17 protein-coding genes are annotated in these 22,325 nt (G+C 31.6%); 10 read left to right on the top strand and 7 right to left on the bottom strand.

Features of this window, described 5'->3' with window-relative positions:
- Window positions 1-152: 152 nt before the first annotated feature.
- On the bottom strand, window positions 153-1,097 hold the full coding sequence (locus ACKI3Q_RS07865; RefSeq protein ID WP_407415928.1) for a CPBP family intramembrane glutamic endopeptidase: 945 nt from the start codon (window positions 1,095-1,097) through the stop codon (window positions 153-155).
- A gap of 225 nt (window positions 1,098-1,322) precedes the next feature.
- Between ACKI3Q_RS07865 and ACKI3Q_RS07860 the strand changes: the two genes are divergently transcribed.
- The 5 genes from ACKI3Q_RS07860 to ACKI3Q_RS07840 all read left to right on the top strand — a co-directional run bounded on the left by ACKI3Q_RS07860 (window position 1,323) and on the right by ACKI3Q_RS07840 (window position 6,456).
- On the top strand, window positions 1,323-1,607 hold the full coding sequence (locus tag ACKI3Q_RS07860; protein WP_407415926.1) for a DUF6110 family protein: 285 nt from the start codon (window positions 1,323-1,325) through the stop codon (window positions 1,605-1,607).
- A gap of 20 nt (window positions 1,608-1,627) precedes the next feature.
- Window positions 1,628-3,769: a heavy metal translocating P-type ATPase gene (locus ACKI3Q_RS07855; RefSeq protein ID WP_407415924.1), complete on the top strand. Its 2,142-nt coding sequence runs from the start codon at window positions 1,628-1,630 to the stop codon at window positions 3,767-3,769.
- Between the two features lie 203 nt (window positions 3,770-3,972).
- Entirely contained in the window at window positions 3,973-4,686 is a 714-nt protein-coding gene (locus ACKI3Q_RS07850; RefSeq protein ID WP_407415922.1) for a DUF4013 domain-containing protein, read from the top strand.
- Between the two features lie 273 nt (window positions 4,687-4,959).
- Window positions 4,960-5,700 (top strand): ABC transporter permease, encoded by a 741-nt coding sequence (locus ACKI3Q_RS07845; protein ID WP_407415920.1) that lies wholly within the window; start codon window positions 4,960-4,962, stop codon window positions 5,698-5,700.
- Window positions 5,701-5,709: 9 nt separating this feature from the next.
- On the top strand, window positions 5,710-6,456 hold the full coding sequence (locus ACKI3Q_RS07840; RefSeq protein WP_407415918.1) for an ABC transporter ATP-binding protein: 747 nt from the start codon (window positions 5,710-5,712) through the stop codon (window positions 6,454-6,456).
- Between the two features lie 29 nt (window positions 6,457-6,485).
- Here ACKI3Q_RS07840 and thiD read toward each other — a convergent pair whose 3' ends face one another.
- From thiD to proS, 3 genes are read right to left on the bottom strand one after another with little or no spacing between them, the layout of a single operon-like run.
- Entirely contained in the window at window positions 6,486-7,220 is a 735-nt protein-coding gene (gene thiD, locus ACKI3Q_RS07835) for a bifunctional hydroxymethylpyrimidine kinase/phosphomethylpyrimidine kinase (RefSeq protein WP_407415916.1), read from the bottom strand.
- 3 nt (window positions 7,221-7,223) lie between these two features.
- A complete protein-coding gene (gene cofC / locus ACKI3Q_RS07830) occupies window positions 7,224-7,895 on the bottom strand; it encodes a 2-phospho-L-lactate guanylyltransferase (RefSeq protein WP_407415914.1) in 672 nt (223 codons plus the stop codon).
- Window positions 7,896-7,903: 8 nt separating this feature from the next.
- Window positions 7,904-9,310, bottom strand: coding sequence for a proline--tRNA ligase (proS, locus tag ACKI3Q_RS07825; RefSeq protein ID WP_407415912.1), 1,407 nt, complete (start codon window positions 9,308-9,310; stop codon window positions 7,904-7,906).
- A 126-nt stretch (window positions 9,311-9,436) separates the two neighbouring features.
- On the opposite strand from proS, the gene ACKI3Q_RS07820 reads away from it, so the two are divergent.
- Genes ACKI3Q_RS07820 through ACKI3Q_RS07805 form a run of 4 tightly spaced genes read left to right on the top strand, consistent with a single transcriptional unit; the run spans window position 9,437 to window position 11,847 of the window.
- The gene (locus ACKI3Q_RS07820) at window positions 9,437-10,480 is read left to right on the top strand and encodes an NAD(P)-dependent glycerol-1-phosphate dehydrogenase (protein ID WP_407415910.1); all 1,044 of its coding nucleotides are present in this window, start codon (window positions 9,437-9,439) and stop codon (window positions 10,478-10,480) included.
- On the top strand, window positions 10,480-10,917 hold the full coding sequence (locus ACKI3Q_RS07815; RefSeq protein WP_407415908.1) for a UPF0179 family protein: 438 nt from the start codon (window positions 10,480-10,482) through the stop codon (window positions 10,915-10,917). The genes ACKI3Q_RS07820 and ACKI3Q_RS07815 overlap by 1 nt, the downstream gene beginning before the upstream one ends.
- A 15-nt stretch (window positions 10,918-10,932) precedes the next feature.
- Entirely contained in the window at window positions 10,933-11,619 is a 687-nt protein-coding gene (gene rpiA / locus ACKI3Q_RS07810; protein ID WP_407415906.1) for a ribose-5-phosphate isomerase RpiA, read from the top strand.
- Between the two features lie 9 nt (window positions 11,620-11,628).
- Entirely contained in the window at window positions 11,629-11,847 is a 219-nt protein-coding gene (locus ACKI3Q_RS07805; protein ID WP_407415904.1) for a hypothetical protein, read from the top strand.
- Here ACKI3Q_RS07805 and ACKI3Q_RS07800 read toward each other — a convergent pair.
- Complete coding sequence (locus tag ACKI3Q_RS07800) at window positions 11,844-13,295, bottom strand: hypothetical protein (protein WP_407415902.1); 1,452 nt, start codon at window positions 13,293-13,295, stop codon at window positions 11,844-11,846. The genes ACKI3Q_RS07805 and ACKI3Q_RS07800 overlap by 4 nt on opposite strands.
- A gap of 154 nt (window positions 13,296-13,449) precedes the next feature.
- Window positions 13,450-16,869 carry a right-handed parallel beta-helix repeat-containing protein gene (locus ACKI3Q_RS07795; protein ID WP_407415900.1) on the bottom strand — a complete coding sequence of 1,140 codons (3,420 nt, stop codon included), beginning with the start codon at window positions 16,867-16,869 and terminating at the stop codon, window positions 13,450-13,452.
- A gap of 259 nt (window positions 16,870-17,128) precedes the next feature.
- Between ACKI3Q_RS07795 and ACKI3Q_RS07790 the strand changes: the two genes are divergently transcribed.
- Window positions 17,129-18,937 carry a right-handed parallel beta-helix repeat-containing protein gene (locus ACKI3Q_RS07790; RefSeq protein ID WP_407415898.1) on the top strand — a complete coding sequence of 603 codons (1,809 nt, stop codon included), beginning with the start codon at window positions 17,129-17,131 and terminating at the stop codon, window positions 18,935-18,937.
- A gap of 192 nt (window positions 18,938-19,129) precedes the next feature.
- Here ACKI3Q_RS07790 and ACKI3Q_RS07785 read toward each other — a convergent pair whose 3' ends face one another.
- Window positions 19,130-22,318: a C1 family peptidase gene (locus ACKI3Q_RS07785; RefSeq protein WP_407415896.1), complete on the bottom strand. Its 3,189-nt coding sequence runs from the start codon at window positions 22,316-22,318 to the stop codon at window positions 19,130-19,132.
- Window positions 22,319-22,325: the final 7 nt, after the last annotated feature.

The raw sequence follows: 22,325 nt of genomic DNA, 5'->3' as shown, positions 1-22,325 counted from the left end.
GTAATCAAATAGTGATTTAAAAAATAAATAACTTGAATAAATAAAAATAAATAAAAATCTGAAATAATATTAGAAAAATAATAAAAATTAGGCTAAAAAATTTTTCGACAAAAAATCAAAAATCAATTTTGGCGGACACCCTATTTTTTTTGTTAAATAATGTTCAAGGACATTAATATTATCACAATATGATATAATATGAATAGTATCATTCCGGGATTTAAAAATACTGTACGGAGGGGTTTTTCCAGATATATTTCTCGGTTTTCATCATCAAATTCTATGTTTTTGTAATTTTTAAATATTGTATATAGGCCTATACACCAGATTATAATTAATGATATAATATAAAATGCTACTACTGCAATATCTCCAATATTTGCCATTGATATTCCATTCTGCAGGTTATGTATTGATAAATTGAAAAATGTGCTGATTACTGATCCGTAAAGGTTTACAATAGCATGACATATTATTGAATAGATTACGTTGCCTGTTTTAATATAGATATATGCGAAAAATCCTCCAAGAAGGAATGCATAGAAAAATTGGCTTAAGTTACCATGGAATAATGCAAATAATAATGCTGATAAGAGTATTGATAATTTTGCACCATATTTTATTGTTCTGTCAATCAGTAACTTTCTGAAAAAGATTTCCTCAAAAATTGGCGCCAGTATACTTATCACTAATAAATTAATATAAATGCTTGAATTTTGAATTAATTTCTCTATTGGGTTTACAACATCATTTGCAACAGTATTTCCTATTATTGTTGTTATTATCATTCCGATTATGTTCCCGATCCACATTAATGTCATGGCAATACAAATGTATGTTATAAATTTCTTTATTCCCAGTCTTTCTTTGGATATATCACTAGATTCTATCCTTTTCATTAATAAAATAAAGATAGGCAATATTATAATGTAATTAGTTACGGCTGAAATTATTGTCTGTACATTAATATTTTTTATTAAGGTTCCGTCCCATAATGCAAGGATATTTATTATCACTATTTGAAGTATAATGGGAATCAATGCGAGAAGTAAATAATTAAACCCTATTTTTGAAAATATTTTTTTATGTTCATTCAAAATTCATCACCATCAAATGTAATGTAAGTAATATTTGACTTTATCAATAATATATTTTGTGCTTAATTTTGTATGTTTGGACATATGATTTTGAAATATTGTAAAATATTTTTTTGAAAAAATTTAGGTTGACCTAAAACTTATATATAATTGCCAATAAATATATGTCTATTATTGGATTGTACTGATTCAATATGTATAAAATAATATTAGGGAGAGAATAATATGGAAGAAAATGAATATTTTGATAAAGTAATGAAACATAAGCATGCATTAATTTTCGCTGGTGGTATTGCAACTGCAATTATTGCTAAAAAATTGTTGGAATCAAAAACTGTAAAAGAATCCTGTACTAAAGGTATGGCTGCTGTTTTATCAGCTAAAAAAGATGCAGAAGAATGCTTCCAAGACATGAAAGAAGAAGCTGAGGAAATTGTAATTGATGCTAATGCTGATGTAAAAAAAGAAATCTACATTGAAGACGAAGAAGATGAAGAAGACGAAGAATAGATTGTCCCGGTAGTGTAGAAATGAAATATCAAGTAATGTACGATAAAGGAACTCGTTTAAGAGTTCGTTCAGGCCAATGGGCTTTTACTAAAGAGGAAGGTTATGGTCTTGCTTCATTACTTTTAAAAAATCACTTTATTCATGAAGTGTACACATCTCATAGGAATGGAAGTATTTTAATATATTATGATGATGTTGAAAATAAAAATAAGATTTTCAAAATTTTAAATTCAATCACGATGGATGATTTAGTTGAGGGAGAACCTACGCAGCTCCAAATTTCAAAAGAGATTACTGATGATTTCTTGCTTAAGCTGACTAAAATGTTTGCACGTAGGTTATTCGGTAGGATATTTTATCCAATTCCTATTAAGACATTTTTAACTTTTTTACATGCTTCAAAATTCCTTTGGGAAGGATTTGATAGTTTAACTAGTTTCAGAGTAGATGTTGCACTTCTTGATGGGGCAGCTGTTGCTGGCGCTTTATGGATGGGAGACTATGGGCCCGCAACTTCAATGATGTTCCTATTGTCAATATCTGATGCATTAGAGGATTATACAGTACAAAAAGCAAAAAGTACATTAAAAGATAGTTTGGTTTTAAATATTGATACTGTATGGCTTGTTGAAGATGACGGTACGGAAAGACAATGTCCTGCTTTAGATGTCCAAAAAGGAGATAAAATTAAAGTTCATATGGGAGACGTAATTCCTGTGGATGGTAAAGTAGTTGACGGAGATGGAATGGTTAATGAGGCTTCAATGACTGGAGAACCATTGGCTGTACATAAAAGTCCTGGCAAAACGGTTCATGCAGGAACAGTAATAGAAGAAGGAAATATTATTGTTGAAGTTTATTCAATCAATAAGGAGACAAGATTAAATAAGATTGTTGATTTGATTGAAAACTCCGAAGAATTAAAGGCTGATGCCCAAAGTCAGGCAGAAAGATTGGCTGATTCAATTGTCCCATACAGTTTCCTTGCAACTGCCGCAACTTACCTGCTTACTGGAAATGCTACAAGGGCATTATCTGTATTGATGGTTGACTTTTCATGTGCGATTAAGCTGACGACTCCATTATCTATCATATCTGCAATGCGTGAAGCATCTGATAATCGTATGATGGTAAAAGGTGGAAAATTCCTTGAAAAATATGCTACTGCTGATACAATTGTATTTGATAAAACTGGAACTTTAACTAATGCTTCTCCAAAAGTTGTTCATGTTTTCCCAATGACAAAAAGATACACTAGAGAAGATATTTTGAGAATGGCGGCATGTATTGAAGAGCACTTTGCACATAGTATTGCAACAGCTATTGTAAAGCATGCTGAAGAAGAAGGAATTAAGCATGAGGAAGACCACAGTGAAGTTGAATACATTGTAGCTCATGGTATTGCAACTACTTATGATGATAAGCGAGTTGTTATAGGCAGCAGACACTTCTTGTTTGATGATGAAGGTATTAGAATAAATAAAATCCAGGAAAAGAAAATCAAAAAAGAAGTTCAGGAACATTCTGTTGTTTATATGGCAATTGATGGTAAACTTGAAGGTCTCATCTGTATTGATGACCCTATACGTGATGAAGCAAAGTATGTCATAGAAGAACTAAAAGAATTAGGTATTGAAAATGTAATCATGCTTACTGGAGACAGTGAAAGTGCTGCAAAATCCAGTGCTAAAGCTTTAGGCATTACCCAGTACCGTTCACAAGTACTACCAGAAGATAAATCTAGATTTGTTGAAGAATTAAAAGCTGAGGGCAAAACAGTTATCATGGTTGGTGATGGTATAAACGATTCACCGGCTCTTGCAGCGGCTGATGTATCAGTATCGATGAAGCATTCCTCTGATATTGCACGTGAAGTAGCAGATATTTCACTTTTATCAGACGATTTGCATGATCTTGTTACATTAAGAAAGTTAAGTACTGGCATGTTTGATAAAATTAACACTAATTACCGAAGAATTGTTGCTGTAAATGGTACCTTGCTTGTTTTAGGCGCTTTAGGCATTATTACGCCAAATACATCTTCATTTGTACATAATTTATCAACTATGCTATTTGGTGCATTAAGTACTAAATCAGTTCTCGGTGATGATTATATTAATGAAATTGAAGTTGAAGCCATTGAAGTGGCTGATGCTGAATAAGTGTAGAATTTTCATTCTACATTTTTTCTATTTTTTTTTCAATGCTGTTAAGCTATGATTTTTAGATTTTTTTAAATATTAAAAAATAAGAAAAAATCTTTCTTGACAGAATTGTTATCTTTAAATATTTGTTAAAACAAAATTATCATATAACACTAAAATAGTGTTTTTTTATTTAAAATAAATTACTATAAGGTGAATATATGGGTTTAGGCGATATTTTTTCAAAGTCATTTTCCTATCCATTTTCAGATTTAACTAAATATCTGATGGTAGGTCTTGGTATGATTATTTGTGATTTGGATGCTAGTTTAGGTGAAATATTTGGACAAGACTCATTTATTGTTATCATTGCATTCATAATTGCGGTGTTGTTTTCATTTGTTGTGGCTGGCTATACAGTCAATGTAACTAAAAGAGGAATTGACAATTCAAAGGAAATACCTGGTTTTGATTTTAAAAATAATTTTATAGATGGTCTCAAACTGTTTGTTGTATTTTTATTTTATTTCATTATTCCGATTATTATAACTCTTGTTCTCCTATTTATGTTTGGTGTAATTGGAGCAGGATTTGGCCACATTGTCGGATCTTTAGGAATTTGGGCAGTTTTTGCACTAATTATATTTATCGTATTTGGAATACTTGGAGTAGTTGCTCAATCAAGATATGCTATATCCCACAGTATCGGTTATGCAATAAATATTGGTGAAGTAGTTGAGGATGTAAAAAGAATTGGAATATTAAAGATTATCTTATTCTTAATAGTCGAACACATTCTTTTGATTGTTTATGTTTTAATTTTGGGAGTAGTAACAGTTGTTCCAGCTATCGGTACCATGATAACTGATGTCATTCTTGGTGGATTCCTTATATTATCTATCAATTATGGTGTAGGTTTATTGTATTCAAAATAGATAATTTTTCTATTCTTCTTTTTTATATTTGTTTTGTATATTTGTCAAATGCTCTTGGTCTTTCTTTAATAATTTGCATATACAAATGAAGCACCAACAAACGAAAAAGGATATAAAGACAATTATTATCATCAAGAATGCAAATCAAACATCAAAAACTGATTTTAAAAAAATCTAAAAATCATAGCTTGACAACATTGATTTTTTCTTAAAGTTTTAATATAATAAAATTCAAATTAACTTATTATATAAAATTTTAATATAAGTGATGTAATGAATAAAAGAAAAATTTTACCCTTTATTTTACCCGTTGCGATTATTATTTTTTGGTATGTCATAACAGATGGCCTTCATTTAGTGAGACCGTATGTATTGCCAAGTCCTGTTGCTGTAGTATATTCTGCAATTAATATTCTACAATCCGGAAAATTGCTTCAAAATACTATTGACACTTTATTCAAAGTATTTTCCGGTTTGATATTGGCATCTGTTGTTGCTATACCATTGGGAATTCTTATGGGATGGTATCAGACTTTAGAAGATTTAGGTTCATTTATTATTAGTATTTTAAGGCCAATACCTCCTGTAGCATGGATTCCATTTTCAATATTGTGGTTTGGAATCGGTACAGTTCCTGCGGTATTTATCATATTCATGGGTTGTGTTTTCCCGATTTTGGTATATACTCTTGATGGTGTAAAAAGAACTGATAAGGTATTGATTGAATCTGCACAGACATTGGGTGCAAATGACTGGAATGTTCTCAGAAGAGTAATATTGCCGTCTGCTGTCCCATATATCGTTTCCGGACTTAAAGTTGGTGTTGGAATTGCATTGATGTGTACAATTTCAGCTGAAATGATTGGTTCAAGTAGTGGTTTAGGATATATGATTTTAACAGCTACAAACCTCTTTGATACAGGTACAACTGTTGTAGGTATGTTGGTTATTGGATTAATTGGTTTGGTTCTTGATTACGTATTTGGACTTGCACAAAAAAGGATTTTCTGGTAGGTGTTTTGAATGTCAATTGAAATTAAAAATATTAACAAATCCTTTGATGGAAGAGGAAAAAACTTATCTGTTTTGGAAGATATCAACCTAGAAATAAATGATGGTGAGTTGATATGTTTGCTTGGCCCATCAGGCTGTGGCAAAACCACCCTTCTTCGTTTAATTGCAGGTCTTGACCAGCCTACTTCCGGCGAGATTGTAGCCAATGGGGAAGTTGTTGAAAAGCCATCTGGAGACAGGGCTGTTATTTTCCAGCAATATTCACTGTTCCCTTGGTTGACTGTTCTTCAAAATGTGACTTTCGGTCTTGAAATTTCAGGCGGTTCCAAAGAGGAAAATATTCAGGCGGCTGAAAGATATCTTAAAAGTGTTGGTTTGCTTGACTTTAAAGATAGCTATCCACATGAACTTTCCGGTGGTATGAAACAGAGGGTTGCAATTATCAGATCCTTGCTTAATCATTCACCTATCTTGCTTATGGATGAGCCGTTTTCTGCATTGGACATGCAAAATAGACACAAGCTTCAGGAACAGCTGATAGGAGTTTGGAAAAGATTTGAAAATACCATTGTTTTTGTAACTCACGATGTTGATGAAGCGGTTTATCTTGCAGATAAAATTGTCCTTCTTGATAAAGATCCTGGAAAAATTGCCGAAATTATTTCTGTCGATTTGGAAAGGCCAAGAAAAAGAGATTCACTGGAATTCTTGAAAATTCAGGAATCCATTGTTGATAAACTTGATATGGAAGAATAGTCTTAAAACTATTTCTTTTTTAACTTTTTTTACATTTTAGCTATTAGAGTTCCGTAATCTCCATTTTCAATAGCTTTATAAACATAATCAAATGATTTTAAGCATGAATTAACCAAATCATTTCCATTTTCTAAATTGGCTACAATTGCTGATGATAAGTTACATCCGGTTCCATGGAGATTATCACTTTCAATCAGTTCCTGCTTTTCAATTATGATTTCGCCATTAATTCTCATGGTATTAATTCCATCCAAGTGTCCTCCGGTTATTAAGGAGTTGCATGGAATTTTTTCCGTTGCTTTTATAGCATCTTCTTTTGTATTGATTTTTAAATTGGTTAATTTTTCAGCTTCTTCAATATTCGGTGTGGTTAAAATGGATTTTGGAAGCAGATATTTATTTAAGGCATCTGCCAAATCACTTTTGGTTAAATCTCCACCGGAGGTTGCAACCATTACGGGATCAACCACTGCCTTTAAATCATATTCGGTTATCTTTTTTGAAACCAGTTTAATTATTTCTGGTGAGTAAAGCATGCCTGTTTTAATGTATGTAATGTCGTATGCATCCAGAACTGCATCAATCTGTTCTGCCACATAATCCTTATCGACAGGGCTTAGAGAGAATACTTTATTAGGATTTTGTGCGGTTAGGGCAGTTACAACTCCGCAGCCATAAACTCCATGTGCCTGAAATGTCTTTAAATCAGCAAAAATTCCGGCTCCAGCTGAGGGGTCAACACCTGCAATTGACATTACAACCATAATTTAGCCTCTTGTAACTTTTAAACGTTCATTTCCACGGAATGGTTCAACATTAACTTTCAGTTCTTTTAGATATTTTCGGGTATGGGTTTTTTCACCATGAATCATTATTTCCCCTAAATCCTGAGCAGTATTGACATCCAATGCCATGAAAAATGAATCATGTACCTGTGGATTCAGTTTTTTTCTCTCAGCGGCCTGCACATGTTCCTTGTAGCTGAAACCTTCAAATCTTGTGCGTATTGCCATAGGCTTCATGATTATCATGTTTGTTCCGCCGCCTTTTGATGGGACAATGATAAAATCAAGACTTTTTGATGCGTCAATTAACATTTGGACATTGGTTTTTCCAATTAAAGGAACATCTGATGGGACTATAATGATTTTTTTTGCTTTTCCTTTACAGTATTTCATTGCCTGAACTAAAGCCTTGTTTAAATTGGAATTTTCATCTTCCAGGATAGTATCTAAATTTAACTTTTCAGCATAACTCAATACCTCTTCATCCCTGCTTATGATGAATATTTTATCTACATACTTCTTTAACGTGTCAGTAACGTCATGTAGCATTGCTTTTAATAATTTTTCCCGTTCTTCCTCTGTTAAAAAAGGAGAAAGACGGGTTTTAGCATTTTTAAACTTGCTAACAGGTATTATTGCATAAATGTTATCCATTTTAATCACTAGTATGTTTTAGCTATTAATGCAACATATTTTGCATCGTTTCCGCTAGCTATGCATTTGGCACCTTCTTCAGCATCTTTGTAAATGCCCAAGACATCGTAGCCGGTTTTTTCCTCAATCTGTTTTCCGCATTCTTCTTCGCCGCACCAGTTAACCGCAGCAACGTTTCCTGCTTCAATGATATTGGAGATTTCATTAATATCTTCTGTGAATTTGACATGTTCGGACTGGAAGTTCCAAGCACTTTCTTTTAGATTTTCATAGTATTTGTCAAGCAAATCTTTGACATTGCCTACTAAATCATCGTCTAATGTTAATTCGATTTTTTCTCCTTCATCACGTCTCATAGCTATTGTAATGTTGTTTTCCAAGTCTCTTGGTCCAATCTCTAATTTTAAAGGTGTTCCTTTCAATTCCCAGTCATAGAACTTTTTGCCCGGTCTGATGTCTCTGTCATCAATGTTGACGCGCAATCCTGCATTTTCAAGTGCAGCCTTGATTTCCATACATTTGGCCATTACTTCCTCTTTTCCTTTTTTGAATAAAATTGGAATTATTGTGATTTGGTTAGGTGAAACCATTGGCGGAAGGCGCAAACCCTTTTCATCACCATGAACTCCAATGATTGAAGCAACAATACGATCGGATACTCCTGCACAGGTCTGGTAGACATATTTGTGTTCACCGTCCTTATCCTCAAATGTAATGTCGAATGTTTTCGCAAAGCTCTGGCCTAAATTGTGGATTGTACCTATCTGCAATGTTTTTCCATCAGGCATTATGATATCAAAAGCCATGGTGTAGTCTGCACCAGGGAAAGTATCCCATGGAGGTCTTTTTGAGATTAGATATGGGATTGCTAAACTATCTAGAAACTCTTTATAGATTTCAATAAAGTCTTCAATTTGCTGTGCACACTCTTCTTTTGTTGCATGTGCAGTATGTGCTTCTTTAAATGTGGTTATTTCACGGACACGAATCAAAGGTCTTGTGTGTTTTGTTTCGTATCTGAATGTGTTAACTACCTGATAATATTTGATTGGCAAGTCAATGTGTGACCTGATCCATAAGGAATACATCGGATAAATAGCAGTTTCACTGGTAGGTCTTAAGGCCAATTTTTCATTCAAATCATTTACACCGCCTTTTGTAACCCAATAAACTTCCTCTTCAAATCCTTTAATATGTTCTCCCTCTTTAGCCAATTCTCCTTCAGGAACAAGTAATGGGAATAATACTTCGTCATGATCTTTATCGAGTAATTCTTTAATTATTTCAAGCATGTATTTTCTTATTTTAAATCCGTAAGGCATCCAAATTGCCATTCCCTTAATAGGGTATCTTGAATCTGTAATGTTTGCTTCTTCTAAAATGTCATGAAACCATTCACTAAAATTTTCCACCATATCACCTAATTTTTTTATAGTATTCAAATATATGTTTTTAATATTATTTAAAATTAAAATGAAAAGTTTTTTAATATAATGAAATCATATATAAAAAATGTATAGTTATTTTTTTAGGAGATATTTATGAATCATCGGAAAATACAAATGCCTCGTGAAGTTTACATAGGTCCTGACGTTATTTATGAAACTGCAGAGATTTTTGAAAGCTTGCACTTGTCAAAAAAGACTCTAATTATCACAGGACACCACACTTATGATGCAGGGGCCAAATATGTAATTGACAACCTTGAAGAAAATGATTATGAAGTTGATGTTAAAATTGTTGATGATGCTTCATTTGAAAGTGTTGAGGAAGTGGAAGAACATATTGACTCTGATACTCTTGTTGTAGGTGTTGGCGGAGGAAAAGTAATTGATGTTGCAAAATATGCTTCATTTAATAAGGATGTTTATTTTGTTTCCATGCCAACTACCGCTTCACATGATGGTATTGTATCTCCTTTAGCTTCAATCAAAAATCCTAACAGGTCTACATCCGTTCAGGCCAATGCACCAATAGCTCTTATTGGAGACAGTAATATTATTGCAGATTCTCCATTTAAATTATTGTCTGCAGGTTGTGCTGATTTAATATCAAATTTTACTGCAGTTAAGGACTGGGAATTGGCCCATAGGTTAAAGCATGTTGAATATAGTGAATCAGCAGCATCACTTTCAATAATGTCTGCTAAGTTAATTACCAATAATATTCAAAACATTAAACCTGGCCTTGAGGAAAGTGCAAGGATTGTTATGAAATCATTATTCAGCAGCGGTACTGCAATCAGTATTGCAGGTTCAAGCAGACCTGCCAGCGGATCTGAACATATGTTTTCACATGCTCTTGATAAGATACTTGATAAACCAAAATTGCATGGTCAGCAATGCGGTGTTGGATCTATATTGATGATGGCATTATATGGTGACGATTGGGAATTCATAAGGAATTGTCTTAAGGCTGTTGAAGCACCAATTAATGCTAAGGAGTTAGGAATCAATGATGATGATGTGATTGAAGCATTACTGATGGCTCATAAAATAAGACCTGAAAGATACACAATTTTAGGAGATAATGGATTTTCAAGAGAAGCCGCTTATGAATTGGCACAAAATACCGAGGTGATTTAATGATTACATTAATTGGTAAGGATTTAGCTCAAAAAGGTGTTGAATTTGTTTTTTTAGGTTCTGCTCCGGAGTGTGAAAATTGCAGATTTAAATCTTCTTGCATTGGTAATTTGGAATTAAACCGGAAATATGTAATTACGGATGTTAAAGATAATGAGCAGAAATGTCCGATTCACTCTCAAAATCTTGTAATTCCTGTTGAAGTTGAAAGGGCTGAAATTGATGTTTTGACAACATCCAAAAATATTTTTGAAGGTTCAACTTTTACATATGGTGCTCCTGAATGTGATGAAGATTGTGAATTCCATGATTTATGTTTCCCTGAAGGATTAATGGATAAAGATAAATGTATCGTCCTTAAAAATCAAGGAAAACATAAGGAAGAGTGTAAAAAAGGATTTATACTTAATAAGCTAACATTGGGTTTTGTTATTTAATTTTTGGTGTTAATTATGAAAAATGCTAGTAAAAATGATTCTAGTAAAAAAAATGCAGGATATAAAGCTGCTGAATATGTTGAAGATGGAATGGTTTTGGGGTTAGGAACCGGTTCTACAACTCATTATTTCATCGAAAAAGTTGGTATGAGGATGGCTGAAGAAGGAATTAATGTAAAAGGGATTCCAACTTCATTTCAATCATTATTACTTGCCAAAAAATGGAATATTCCAATAACCACCCTGGAAGAAAATGACATTGACCTTTCTGTAGATGGTGCAGATGAAGTTGATGGAGATTTTAATCTTATTAAGGGTGGTGGAGCAGCTCACACTAAAGAAAAAATAGTTGATTATGCAGCTAAAGAATTTATTGTCATAGTCGATGAATCTAAAGTGGTCGATGAATTGGGAACATTTCCAGTGCCAGTTGAAGTAATTCCTGATGCATCCCGTGTTGTAATTCAGACTTTAGAGGATATGGGTGCTCAATGTAAAATCAGAATGGCCCAAAGAAAAGATGGTCCTGTAATAACTGACAATGGCAATTTCGTTATTGACGCCAAATTTGATGAAATAGCCAGTCCTCAACATTTGGAAATTGACTTAAACTCTATTCCAGGAGTTGTTGAAAACGGAATATTTTCACAGATGGTAGACCGTGTTATTGTTGGAACTTCTGAAGGTACAAAAGAATTATAAGGTGTTTTGATGCCTATTCCGGGTTTAGATGAGTATACGATAAGAAGCTATATTAACAAAATTGCCCTGTTGTTTGGAATTTTACTGATTATTTATGCGGTTTTATGGATGTTGGCTGAGCTAAAAATAATTCCTGCAATTTTCTTTGCAATATTTCCACAGATAGTCTTATTGTTCATTGGAATATTCATTGTCTATATGGCATGGTCTAAAAGAAAAATGTATTAACTATTTTTTTTAATTTCTTCTTTTAATTCATCGATATCTCTGCCGTCATATTTTTCAAGAAACTTTAAGCAGATTTCATTCCCGTCCAAATTGGAATTTTGCCAGAAATACTCTTCAAATTTTGTATAATCCACTATGCCCATATCATATTTTTCATAGTAATGCAATGGGTGGTTATTTAGGAAATCTATTCCATCGGAGGTAAGAGCTTCATTTTCAATATAGTTATTTTCTTTTAAGTATTTCTGCAATGTTTTGAAACTGATATTAAAGTTATTTTCAGTCATAAACATTGCATATTTAAAGTCTATTTTTTCATATATCATTTTTAAAAACTTGTATGCAATGTATCTGATATCTTCATCAGAGTCGATTTCATCATTGAACTGATTAATGGATTCAATTAATGTATTTTCAACATCATTTGGGTTGTATGCCAGGTTTATTCCGCAGTAATGGCAGTATTTGTCATGGCTGTCAACAGGCATTTCACAATAGGGGCATTTTTCATCGTGTGTTACCAGACTTGGCTCTTCGGGAATGTTGAACAGATATGCTAATCTGATTAATAACGATTCGTTTAAAATCATTCCCGCTTCATATTCCTCTTTTATCTGTTTTTTTATTTTCAATGCTTTTGAATAAGTAACATGAGCGTCATCAATTAATGTTTCGATATATGGTGAGAATTCATCATCGCTTCCAATAACTTCCGTTAAATCATATTTCTTTAAAGGAAGTTGCTCTTCCAGTTCCACTAATATTTTTAGAATTTCTTCATCTTTTTGGATAAATAGCTCTTTAATCTCTTCGAAATAACTGTCATTGATTTTGGATCTCTTTTCTAAACAGTCATATCTGATGATGTCATCATTCAATGTTAAACTGTAGGCTATTAAACATTCGTTAATGTCAAGTATGTGGATTGAAGCGCAGATGTTTAAATCGTAAAAATGGGTTGATAGCTCTTCTTCATTTTTTATTTCCTTGTTGGCTATGACATGCTCTCCTGGCACTATTAATTCAATAGCGCATGCAACAATATTGTCGTTAATCTTTTTTGCATAGCCATATTTGATTAATATTTCTATTATAAGTCGTGTCGGTTCCATAATGCTTGGCTTATTATGTTCAGCCATTGTTTTTTCCAGCTCTTCTTTAAATAACTTATTTCCTCTGAATTCTGGTAAAATGTAGATGTTATTTAAAGCAGCTGTCATAAATTCTCTTGAAAAGTCATAAGAGCAGAAACCAACTACTTTATTGTCAAACACTAATTCTTTAAATAGGTTGCATTCTTCACTCTTTAAAATGAAATTTTCTTTTTTAATGGAATCAATTATGTAGGGATAATTTTCATTTAATAATCTGATTATGTCGATGGTGTCTTCAGTTAAAAAAACTTTCTGAGTATTATTTTCTCTTGTCAGATAGTTGGTTTTTCCCATATAATCACTTAATTTTATATTTGTATCAAGTATATTTAAATTATGTGGTTTATTTTTTAGTTTAAACTAAAAATTAGCTTTAAATTTAGTTATTCCTAATTATTTGGTATTTAATATTTAAAAATAAAAAAAGAAGTAAATGAAAATCATTTACTTATGCTGTAATTTTTATTGTGTTGGAAATGGCTGCTTGGTCATATATTGAAGTGATAATATATTCTCCAGAAATTAAGTTAATGTTTAAACTAGCTATTCCTTCACTATCAGTGGTTCTGTTATAGAATACTCCATTGATGTTGAATGTAACATTTTGATTTACAAATGCGTTTCCTTGACCGTCAACTAATTTGGCTTTAAATTTGGTTCCGTCCCGATATTTCATTGTAATATCGTCGGCAGTTAAAATTGGTTTAACTGTAATGTTATTGGAGATACTGCATCCACCATACATAGCAGTAATTATGTAATCTCCTGGTTGAAGATTAATGTTTAATTTAACATGTCCGGATTCATTTGTTTTTCTTTCATACATTACACCATTAATGTTAAATACAACAGTTTCGTTTGCACCGACAGGTTTGCCTTCATCATCTAATATTTTTACTATATATTGTGAATCGTTTCTGAAATATTTTACCAAATCGTTATTTTCAGTTATTTTTGAAAGAACATTAATAGTATTTGCTTTAGATTCATTATTAACTGGGTTTATTGCAGTAATAATGTAAGTTCCAGGATTTAAATTAATGTTTAATCTTGCAGTACCATTTTCATTAACTTTACGTTGATACATTACACCATTAATGTTAAATTTTACATCAGTTCCATTAGCTAATGGATTTCCTTGACCGTCAACAAATGTGGCATAGTATTGGGTACCGTTTTTGTATATTTTTGTAATGTCTTTTCCATCAATTGTGCTTAAAATGGTTATTTTAGAATCAACTTGTGCAGGGTCATATTTCTCATTGCCTTCGTAATATACTGTCACATCATATTCGCCAGGATTTAAGTTAATATTCATATTAATAATGCCATTATCATCAGTTGTACGTGTGTTATTTGCACCATTGAGGTTGATGATGACTGTTTCATTAGCCAATCCGGTTCCATTGGATGTTAATGAAATCTGGAACTTGGTACCATTTTTGTAATACATTTCTATTTCAGGAGCTACTAATTCAACTGCATTAGGACTATCAACAGTAATCATTGCTTGTTCAGTTTTTTTACCTAATATGCTATTTCCTTTGAAGTTTACTTTAATTTGATATTCGCCATTAGGTAATATTAGGGAAATTGTAGCAATTCCTGATGAATTAGTTATGGCAGAATATGTTTTTCCATTAATTTCAAATACTAAAGTTTCATTATCTATTTCAGTTCCGTTTATATCTTTTAATGTAGCTGTATAATCAAATTCAGTACAGTTGCTCATTAAATCCTCTGCAATTATTGTTGCAGGAGAGACATAGGAAGGACCATCGCTTCCACCATCGCTGTAAGTTCCTTGTACGTCATCTACACTTTGATATTTTGAGTCAGCAAATGCAATATAGGTCACGAATGTTGGTGGGAACGGTAAGAAGTCTAAATTGTATGTATTAGGACCAACTGTAACATTATAGTATCCTCCGCCAAGCAATAGTGCAATTCTACTTCCAATCATAGAATTATTAAATATGTATTCATTTCCTGAACCATATGCGGTAATTGATGCAATTTTTGCATTCATAATGGTGTTGTTGTAGACCATGTGTCCTTTTGAGTGCATAAGGTAAATTCCTTCTTTAGCACCATTAATTGTATTGTTGAATACAATAACATTCGGACCGGTTCCGTGTCTTACATCAATACCGTGGTTAACTACATTAGTAATGGTGTTGTTTGCAATAATGTCTCTAGGTGATCCGAAGTTAATCATACCGTTGGTATATTGATTATGGATATTATTATTTGTAATAATGGAATCTCCAGAATATTGCATGAAAATACCGAAAGATGCACCGTCTATGTCACATCCGGTAATAGTTAAGTTTTTGCTTGCATCCGCATAAATTCCTGCGGTTTTATATTCTTCAGTAGTCGGCATTACTTTTGTTGGGTTGTATCCAGGATATTTGCTAATAATATTCAAATCTGAAATTACAGCATTGGTGTTATTCAATGAATATATTACTGCATAGTAAGCTACTGCATATCCTCCATCACTGCTTTGTTTTCTTACTTTTTCTGATACATCACTACTGTTAAGTCTGTCATATCCAATTAAAGTTGCATTATTACCAATAATCTTAATGTTTTTATCAGTATAAATACAAATGTCGTTATATATTGCATTTTCAGCAAAGATTAATGTATCTCCATCGTTCATTGAATCAATGATATTTTGGATTTCGGTTGAACTTGCATCACTTGGAACATCATATGTAGTTCCAGTTGGAGTTAAAATGCTATCATAATCAATTGTGATTTCTTTTGGAGTTGGAATATCAGTTTCATTTGAATATGCCACTTCATATGAACTTGGATCGCTGTAAACTCCAATATCATTAGTTGCACTTTGGTAATCAGATTGTGCAGTTGCAACATAATATACGAATGTTGGTGGGAATGGCAAATTGTCTAATTGGAAAGTATTTTCTCCAATAGTGATATTTTGATATCCTCCACCTAATAATATACCAATTCTTGATTTGCGCATTGTATTATCATATAGGTTAACTTCTGATGAACCATAACAAGTAATTGAACTTATGGTACAGTTTATTAAGGTATTTTGTGTAGCGGTATGGCCTTTGGAGTGCATAAGATAAATTCCCTCTTTTGAGCCAATAACGGTGTTGTTGATTACCTGAACATTTGGTCCGGTACCATGTCTTACATCAATACCATGATTTTTAGCATTGATTACAGTATTGTTGGTAATTAAAGTTCTTGCAGATCCAAAGTTTAATAATCCTGTTGTTTTTTGATTTTTAATTATATTGTTTGAAATAGTTCCATCAGGTGAAGCAGTCATATAAATACCCCATGATGAACCATCAATTGTATTTTTTTCAAGCTTTAATCCGGATACCTGACTAATGTATAAAGCTGCATTGGAGTAAATTGATGAATCAATTCCAACTATTGTCAATCCGTTCATGGATAGGTTAGTTGTATTTAATAAATATAGAGTTGCAAAGTTTGTTATTGCATATCCTCCATCAGCTGTCGTATCTCTAACTTTTGTAGGAATGTTGGTGTTATTTTCTCCAGGTGAATCATATCCTATTAAAGTTGCGCCGTTTCCATTTATTGTAATGCTTTTATCTATATAAATACAAATGTCTGTGTAGGTTCCCTGTTCGAAATTCAGGGTATCTCCATCAGACATGCCGTCTATAATGTTTTGTATGTCAGTACTGTTTGAACCAGCACTTATTGTTTGGGATGAAGTTTGAATATCGTCACTTTCACTTATGGCAATAGTGTCATTTTGTGAAATATCTTCAGCAAATGCCATATTTGAGCCGATAAGGACAATAGAAACTAAAAAAATCCCGAATAATAGTAATTTTCTGTAGTTCATTTTCTCCCTCGATTTGTAAGTTATTAAATGTAGATGAAAATATCATCGATATACATTTAATGTTATATTGTATATTAAATTTGATTTATATAAATTTTCATAACTATGTTATATTTACTGTTTTTTCAAAAATTAGCTCTTTAAATCCTTTTTTTAAATATTTTTTTCAAAAGTTTTATATTGCATAACGATAAATAAATTTAAATATAAATCAGTTAAATTGTTATGATTTAAAATACATATCGAGAGTAGATTTTATATGGATATAAAAAAAGTTAATAAATTATTTAATTTATTTATAATATGTTTATTCGTTTTATGCTTTATTTCAGTTGTATCTGCTAGTGATGATTTTAGTAATGGAACAAGCTATATTGTAACTTCAGATTTATCTAATGACGAAATTCAGTCATTGTTTGATAGCGCTAATGATGGGGATACATTTGAGTTCAAATCAAAAAATTACGATAATATTTCTTTAATCATCGATAAGCAACTAAAAATTGTGTCTGATAAAAATAGTATAGTTAATGTAGATTCTTCTGTAAGTCCAAAAGCTGAAAGTTTAGGAATAAGCAATACTTTCGGATTCTATTTTACTCAAAACAGTTCTGGTAGTATATTATCTGGATTTAATATAATAGCTACTGCTGCTGATTATGCTGTAATATTAGATAAATCTTCTAATACAATTGTTGCAAATAATACTATTTCTAAAGCAGATAACAATGTTTTAGTTAAAAATTCAAGTAATGTTCAAGTAAATTATAATTATATTCATGATGCAGCTAAAAATGGTCTTCAAGTTCAGGATATAAATAATGTTTCAATTTTTTATAATATAATCGGATTTAATGGAAGGTCAGGTATTGAAGTTTCCAATATGGAAAATTCTTTAATAGAATGGAATGAAGTGTTTTTCAATTCATTCAATGGAATTTCAATCTATAACAAGTCTTCTAAAAATCAAGTTCTATTTAATCATATTTATGAAAATACAAACGGTATTTTTCTAAATGCACAATCTTATGGTGATAGGTTCCTATATAATACATTAGAGTATAATCGTATGGATCCTGATTCTGAATTGGGTGGTTTTGAAACAGGTAACGGTTTTTTATTTGGTGAGGATTTTGAATCTAGTAAAAAACAACTTCCTGATATTTCATATAATGCTTTAATGCATAACGAAAATTTTCAGGCTAAAAACAACCCTGCTAATGATGTATTTAAATTAGGATCAAATTACTTTGATTCAAATGATGATGAACATACTTTTATTTGCCCAATGCTTCTTGCAAAAATATTAAAAATGGATTTTACATCTATTTCTAATGGTATTGGCATTCAAATTTACGAAGATGGCCAGCCTGTTAATGATTTTGCATTCTTTGATCAGAAAATTTATATTGATGGTAAGGAATATTCTGTCGAAATCAAAAACGGTAAAGGTTTTGTTGAATTGGATTCAAGTCAAGATCATGTTGTTGAGGTAAAACATGGGGATAAAGTCCCTGATTATCGTAAAGTTAATGTAGAAAAATATACTCCATCTTCTTCTGATAATGGAGGTTCCTCTTCAGGCAGTTCTGGTACAGAAAAGGGTTCTGGCTCTAGTAGCGGTTCTTCTTCAGGTGCAGGCTCTGGTAGCGGTTCATCAAATTCAACAACAAGTTCCAATGATGGTGAAAGCGGTAAATCTTCAAGTAATGGAAATGCTAATTCTAATGTAAATAGTAGTTCCACTAGTGTTGTATCAAATAATCAGGGTAATGTAATTGCCAATTATGGTACCAATAGTTCAGATATTATATCTGAGTCCATTTCTCAAACCGGTGAGCAAGAACAAGCTCAAGGTCAAGAAAATGCTGCTGAAACAGGCAGCATTGAATCTGGAGAATCAACATCTCCGGGAGATTCACAAAAAGAAGGAAAAGCATATGAATTAGATTCTGTAAGTAAAAAATCTAATCCTTTGCAAGATAATTCAATAGTAATAGTTTTAGCTATTGTATTTTTAGTAAGTGTATTTATCTATGGTTATAGACGTAAAAACGAATTCGAATAAAATTCAATTCTTTTTTTTTTATTTTTGAGGGCGACTCAAAATTATTTTTTTAAATAAAATTATTCTCTATATTTTTAATTGTTGTGCTTGTTTTCTTGGTGTATGAGTTCATTTTGTATTGTTTCATTGTATTTCGTTTTTTAGTATTATTCTATAATTCAAAAAAAAAAGAAAAAAGTAGGATTAAATTATTTAATCCTTGATTGTAATAGTATTTGAGATTCTTAAACCATCATACTCTGAAGTAATGATGTATTTACCTGCCATAAGATTGATATTTAGCTTTGCTATTCCTTCAGAGCTTGTGTATCTCGTATAAAATACTCCATTGATATTGAATGTTATGGCAGCATTGACTAATGGATTTCCTTGACCGTCTACAACACTTACATTGAATGTTGAGCCGTCCTTATAGGTCATTTCCAAATCTGTAGCATTCATTGTTGGTAATACAGTAATGTTGTATGACATCTGAAGGCCAGTCAATGGATCAACAGCAGTCAACACGTATTCGCCAGGATTCAGGTTTATATTTAACTTTGCAGTACCGTTTTCATTTGTTGTTCTGTTATAGAATACACCATTGATGTTCATGGTAATATTTGCATTAGGAACTGAATTACCCGCACCATCAATCAATCTGATGTTGAATTGTGAAGCATTTCTAAAGTATTTAACCAAATTCTCGGCAATCAATGTAGGTAGTACTTCAATGTTATTTTCAACAGTAGCATCATCATATGTTGTTTTTATGGTGTAATTGCCAGGATTTAAGTTAATGGCGATTTTGGCAAATCCGTTTTCATCACTTATTCTATCATATTTCTTACCATTAATTTCAAAAGTTACTGTTTCATTAGCTACACCAATATTTGCTTCGAATTTAGTGTCATTTTTATAGATTTTAACTAAATCTTGAGTGAAAATAGATAATGGTTTAGTATAGACTTTTAAAGATATGGTACAAGGTTCGAAATTAGTGGCTGTATCTTTCCATCCTTCTGATGTTTTAACAAAACTCATGTTATTTCTGTAATGTTGTCTGGAAAAAAATAACATAGGGGTAGTGTTTTTTGTCATGACTACAGTAAAATTATCTCCAGATTTAATTGGAATTTCATCAGTTAATTTAACTGTATGATAACCATAGTATGGTGCTGTTCCATTTTGCGTATGCTTTAATTCATCATTAACATAGATTTCAATAGTGTAATTTTCACTATCATTAAAGTATGTTCCAACAGCACTTATCAAATCATTATCATAAGAGGTATATGTATTTTTATAGCTTTCAAAAGAATCTATAATATCTAAGTGTCCTCCTAAATCCGTTTGATAATTTTTTGTATATTTTTCAGTATTTTCAAATAAATAGCCAATTGCATATGTATAATTTACAAGACTTATGTCATAATAGGATATGTAATAATATCCGTGGTCACCACTCTCTTCACCCCAACTATTTTTTATAATGAATGCACCATCTCCAGGTGGGGTTTTTACGAAATTTTTTGCTGAATAATTATCATCCCATCCTACAAGGGCAACAGCATGGTTAGTTTCAGGTGTTTTAGTCTGATATGTTGCACTAGTATTTGGATTTAAAACATCAGGAGCAAGTGATGCACGATATCCTACGTTTACAGATCCGCATTTGAGTATTGCTTTTTTTAATGCATCATTATCTGTAGAGTTTTTACGTGAAGGTACAAATATTGCATCAAGAACATGTATATTGTTATCAGTCGTAATTACTGGGGAAAGTTTTCCAAGTTCATCATATTCATCGTATTCTTCTGGAAATGCTCCAATCCAACTAATAAAGTATTCTAAAGCTTGTTCTCTTATTCCTCCTTCTATGGTATCTATTATACCATTTTCTGAATATTGCAACATACTGTTTTGCAGATTATTTTCTGAAAAGTCATATAATTTTCCTGTTGCTTTCAGGAGTGCAGATTCGAGTGCTCCACAAGCTCCAAAAGTCCAACAAGAACCCATTTGTCCCTGTCTTTTTATAGGACTTACCCATCCCCAATCACGAGAATCATAACGTGTCGGGAGATTATTCACATCAATTGTATTATTTATAGGATTAATTTCAAGTCCTAAACTTTCTACACAGGATACATAGTTAGTATCATTTAAATATAATGTATCATTATTTAAAGTTGAGTTTTTCAAATCTGATTCACTGAAAACAGAGTGTACTGCTTCATTATTCTCTTCAAAAATGATATTTTCTGCTGTTATTTTACTATCGTATGCATAAATTGCATTTTTGGAATTTTCAGTAAAAATAGAGTTTTTTATGTTAAGTGATGATTTATCTAAATAAATTCCTCCTCCATTAAATAAAAATTCTAAAACTAATTCATTCGTGTCAATTAATACATTATTCATATTTGATCTAACAAAAGATAGATATATTGCTCCTCCATCAAAAATTGCATGATTTTCTGTAAAATTTGAATTAGTTATGTTTAATATTCCGCCTAATTGTACAATTGCACCACCAAAATCACCTGTACAATTTGTAAATGAAGAATTTGTAATGTTGAGATATCCTTCATATCTATGTTTACCCATAGCATCATTAAATATCACACCACCATTTTTAGATGATGAGATATTTGAAAAAATACAATTTTCAAGATTTATATATAATGCATCTTTAAGTGCAATAGCTCCACTAGTCAGTTGGGCATGTAAATTTGAAAAAATAGAATTTTTAACTTTCATTTCTATTCCGCAACTGTAAATTGCTGTTGCATATTTTGAAGTAGAGTTGAGAAAACTACAATTGTTAATTGTAATAAATGAATGACCTGATCCATAGATAAATGAAAAATTCATATTTTTTAAATTTAAAAAATTCGAATTTTCAATTATTGTGTTTGCACGACAATATACAGCACCATGGTGACCCGTATCGCCATTAAATTCACTGTTATTTATTTTAATATCATTACAATATATTGCACTTCCTTGTTCAGCAATGTTATTCATAAAACTAACATTATTACAGTATAATAACTTTTCAGATTTAATGGCGCCCCCGTCACTCGTTGAAAAAGCATTAATTAATTTAAGATTAAATATGGTGATATTTTCCCCTAAACAATTAAATATTCTAGCTTGACTAGCACCATCAATTGTATGGCCGTTACCGTTAATATAAAAATTAGTTTTATTTATTGTTATTCCATTATTTAATTGATAATCAGTTGAATTATCATATATATAATTTTGAGTTATTTCAATACTATTATCAGCATTATTAATTTCTGTTTGAAGGCTTGTAAAGTTTCCTTCAGCATAGGATGCGCTAACAGAAATAAATAGCACTAATACTATAAATAAAATTTTAAATTTTTTCATATATGCA

This window comes from Methanobrevibacter sp. (assembly GCF_045636185.1).
In the GTDB taxonomy this organism is placed as follows: Archaea; Methanobacteriota; Methanobacteria; order Methanobacteriales; family Methanobacteriaceae; genus Methanocatella.
This window is presented reverse-complemented; position numbering and strand designations above follow the sequence as displayed.

Excerpts from the sequence above, each read along its gene's own strand:
- ACKI3Q_RS07795 (WP_407415900.1), bottom strand. The coding sequence starts at position 16,869 with ATGAACTACAGAAAATTACTATTATTCGGGATTTTTTTAGTTTCTATT.
- ACKI3Q_RS07805 (WP_407415904.1), top strand. The coding sequence starts at position 11,629 with ATGCCTATTCCGGGTTTAGATGAGTATACGATAAGAAGCTATATTAAC.
- ACKI3Q_RS07790 (WP_407415898.1), top strand. The coding sequence starts at position 17,129 with ATGGATATAAAAAAAGTTAATAAATTATTTAATTTATTTATAATATGT.
- ACKI3Q_RS07845 (WP_407415920.1), top strand. The coding sequence starts at position 4,960 with ATGAATAAAAGAAAAATTTTACCCTTTATTTTACCCGTTGCGATTATT.
- ACKI3Q_RS07800 (WP_407415902.1), bottom strand. The coding sequence starts at position 13,295 with ATGGGAAAAACCAACTATCTGACAAGAGAAAATAATACTCAGAAAGTT.
- ACKI3Q_RS07820 (WP_407415910.1), top strand. The coding sequence starts at position 9,437 with ATGAATCATCGGAAAATACAAATGCCTCGTGAAGTTTACATAGGTCCT.
- ACKI3Q_RS07850 (WP_407415922.1), top strand. The coding sequence starts at position 3,973 with ATGGGTTTAGGCGATATTTTTTCAAAGTCATTTTCCTATCCATTTTCA.
- rpiA (WP_407415906.1), top strand. The coding sequence starts at position 10,933 with ATGAAAAATGCTAGTAAAAATGATTCTAGTAAAAAAAATGCAGGATAT.
- thiD (WP_407415916.1), bottom strand. The coding sequence starts at position 7,220 with ATGGTTGTAATGTCAATTGCAGGTGTTGACCCCTCAGCTGGAGCCGGA.
- proS (WP_407415912.1), bottom strand. The coding sequence starts at position 9,310 with ATGGTGGAAAATTTTAGTGAATGGTTTCATGACATTTTAGAAGAAGCA.
- cofC (WP_407415914.1), bottom strand. The coding sequence starts at position 7,895 with ATGGATAACATTTATGCAATAATACCTGTTAGCAAGTTTAAAAATGCT.
- ACKI3Q_RS07785 (WP_407415896.1), bottom strand. The coding sequence starts at position 22,318 with ATGAAAAAATTTAAAATTTTATTTATAGTATTAGTGCTATTTATTTCT.
- ACKI3Q_RS07840 (WP_407415918.1), top strand. The coding sequence starts at position 5,710 with ATGTCAATTGAAATTAAAAATATTAACAAATCCTTTGATGGAAGAGGA.
- ACKI3Q_RS07815 (WP_407415908.1), top strand. The coding sequence starts at position 10,480 with ATGATTACATTAATTGGTAAGGATTTAGCTCAAAAAGGTGTTGAATTT.
- ACKI3Q_RS07860 (WP_407415926.1), top strand. The coding sequence starts at position 1,323 with ATGGAAGAAAATGAATATTTTGATAAAGTAATGAAACATAAGCATGCA.
- ACKI3Q_RS07855 (WP_407415924.1), top strand. The coding sequence starts at position 1,628 with ATGAAATATCAAGTAATGTACGATAAAGGAACTCGTTTAAGAGTTCGT.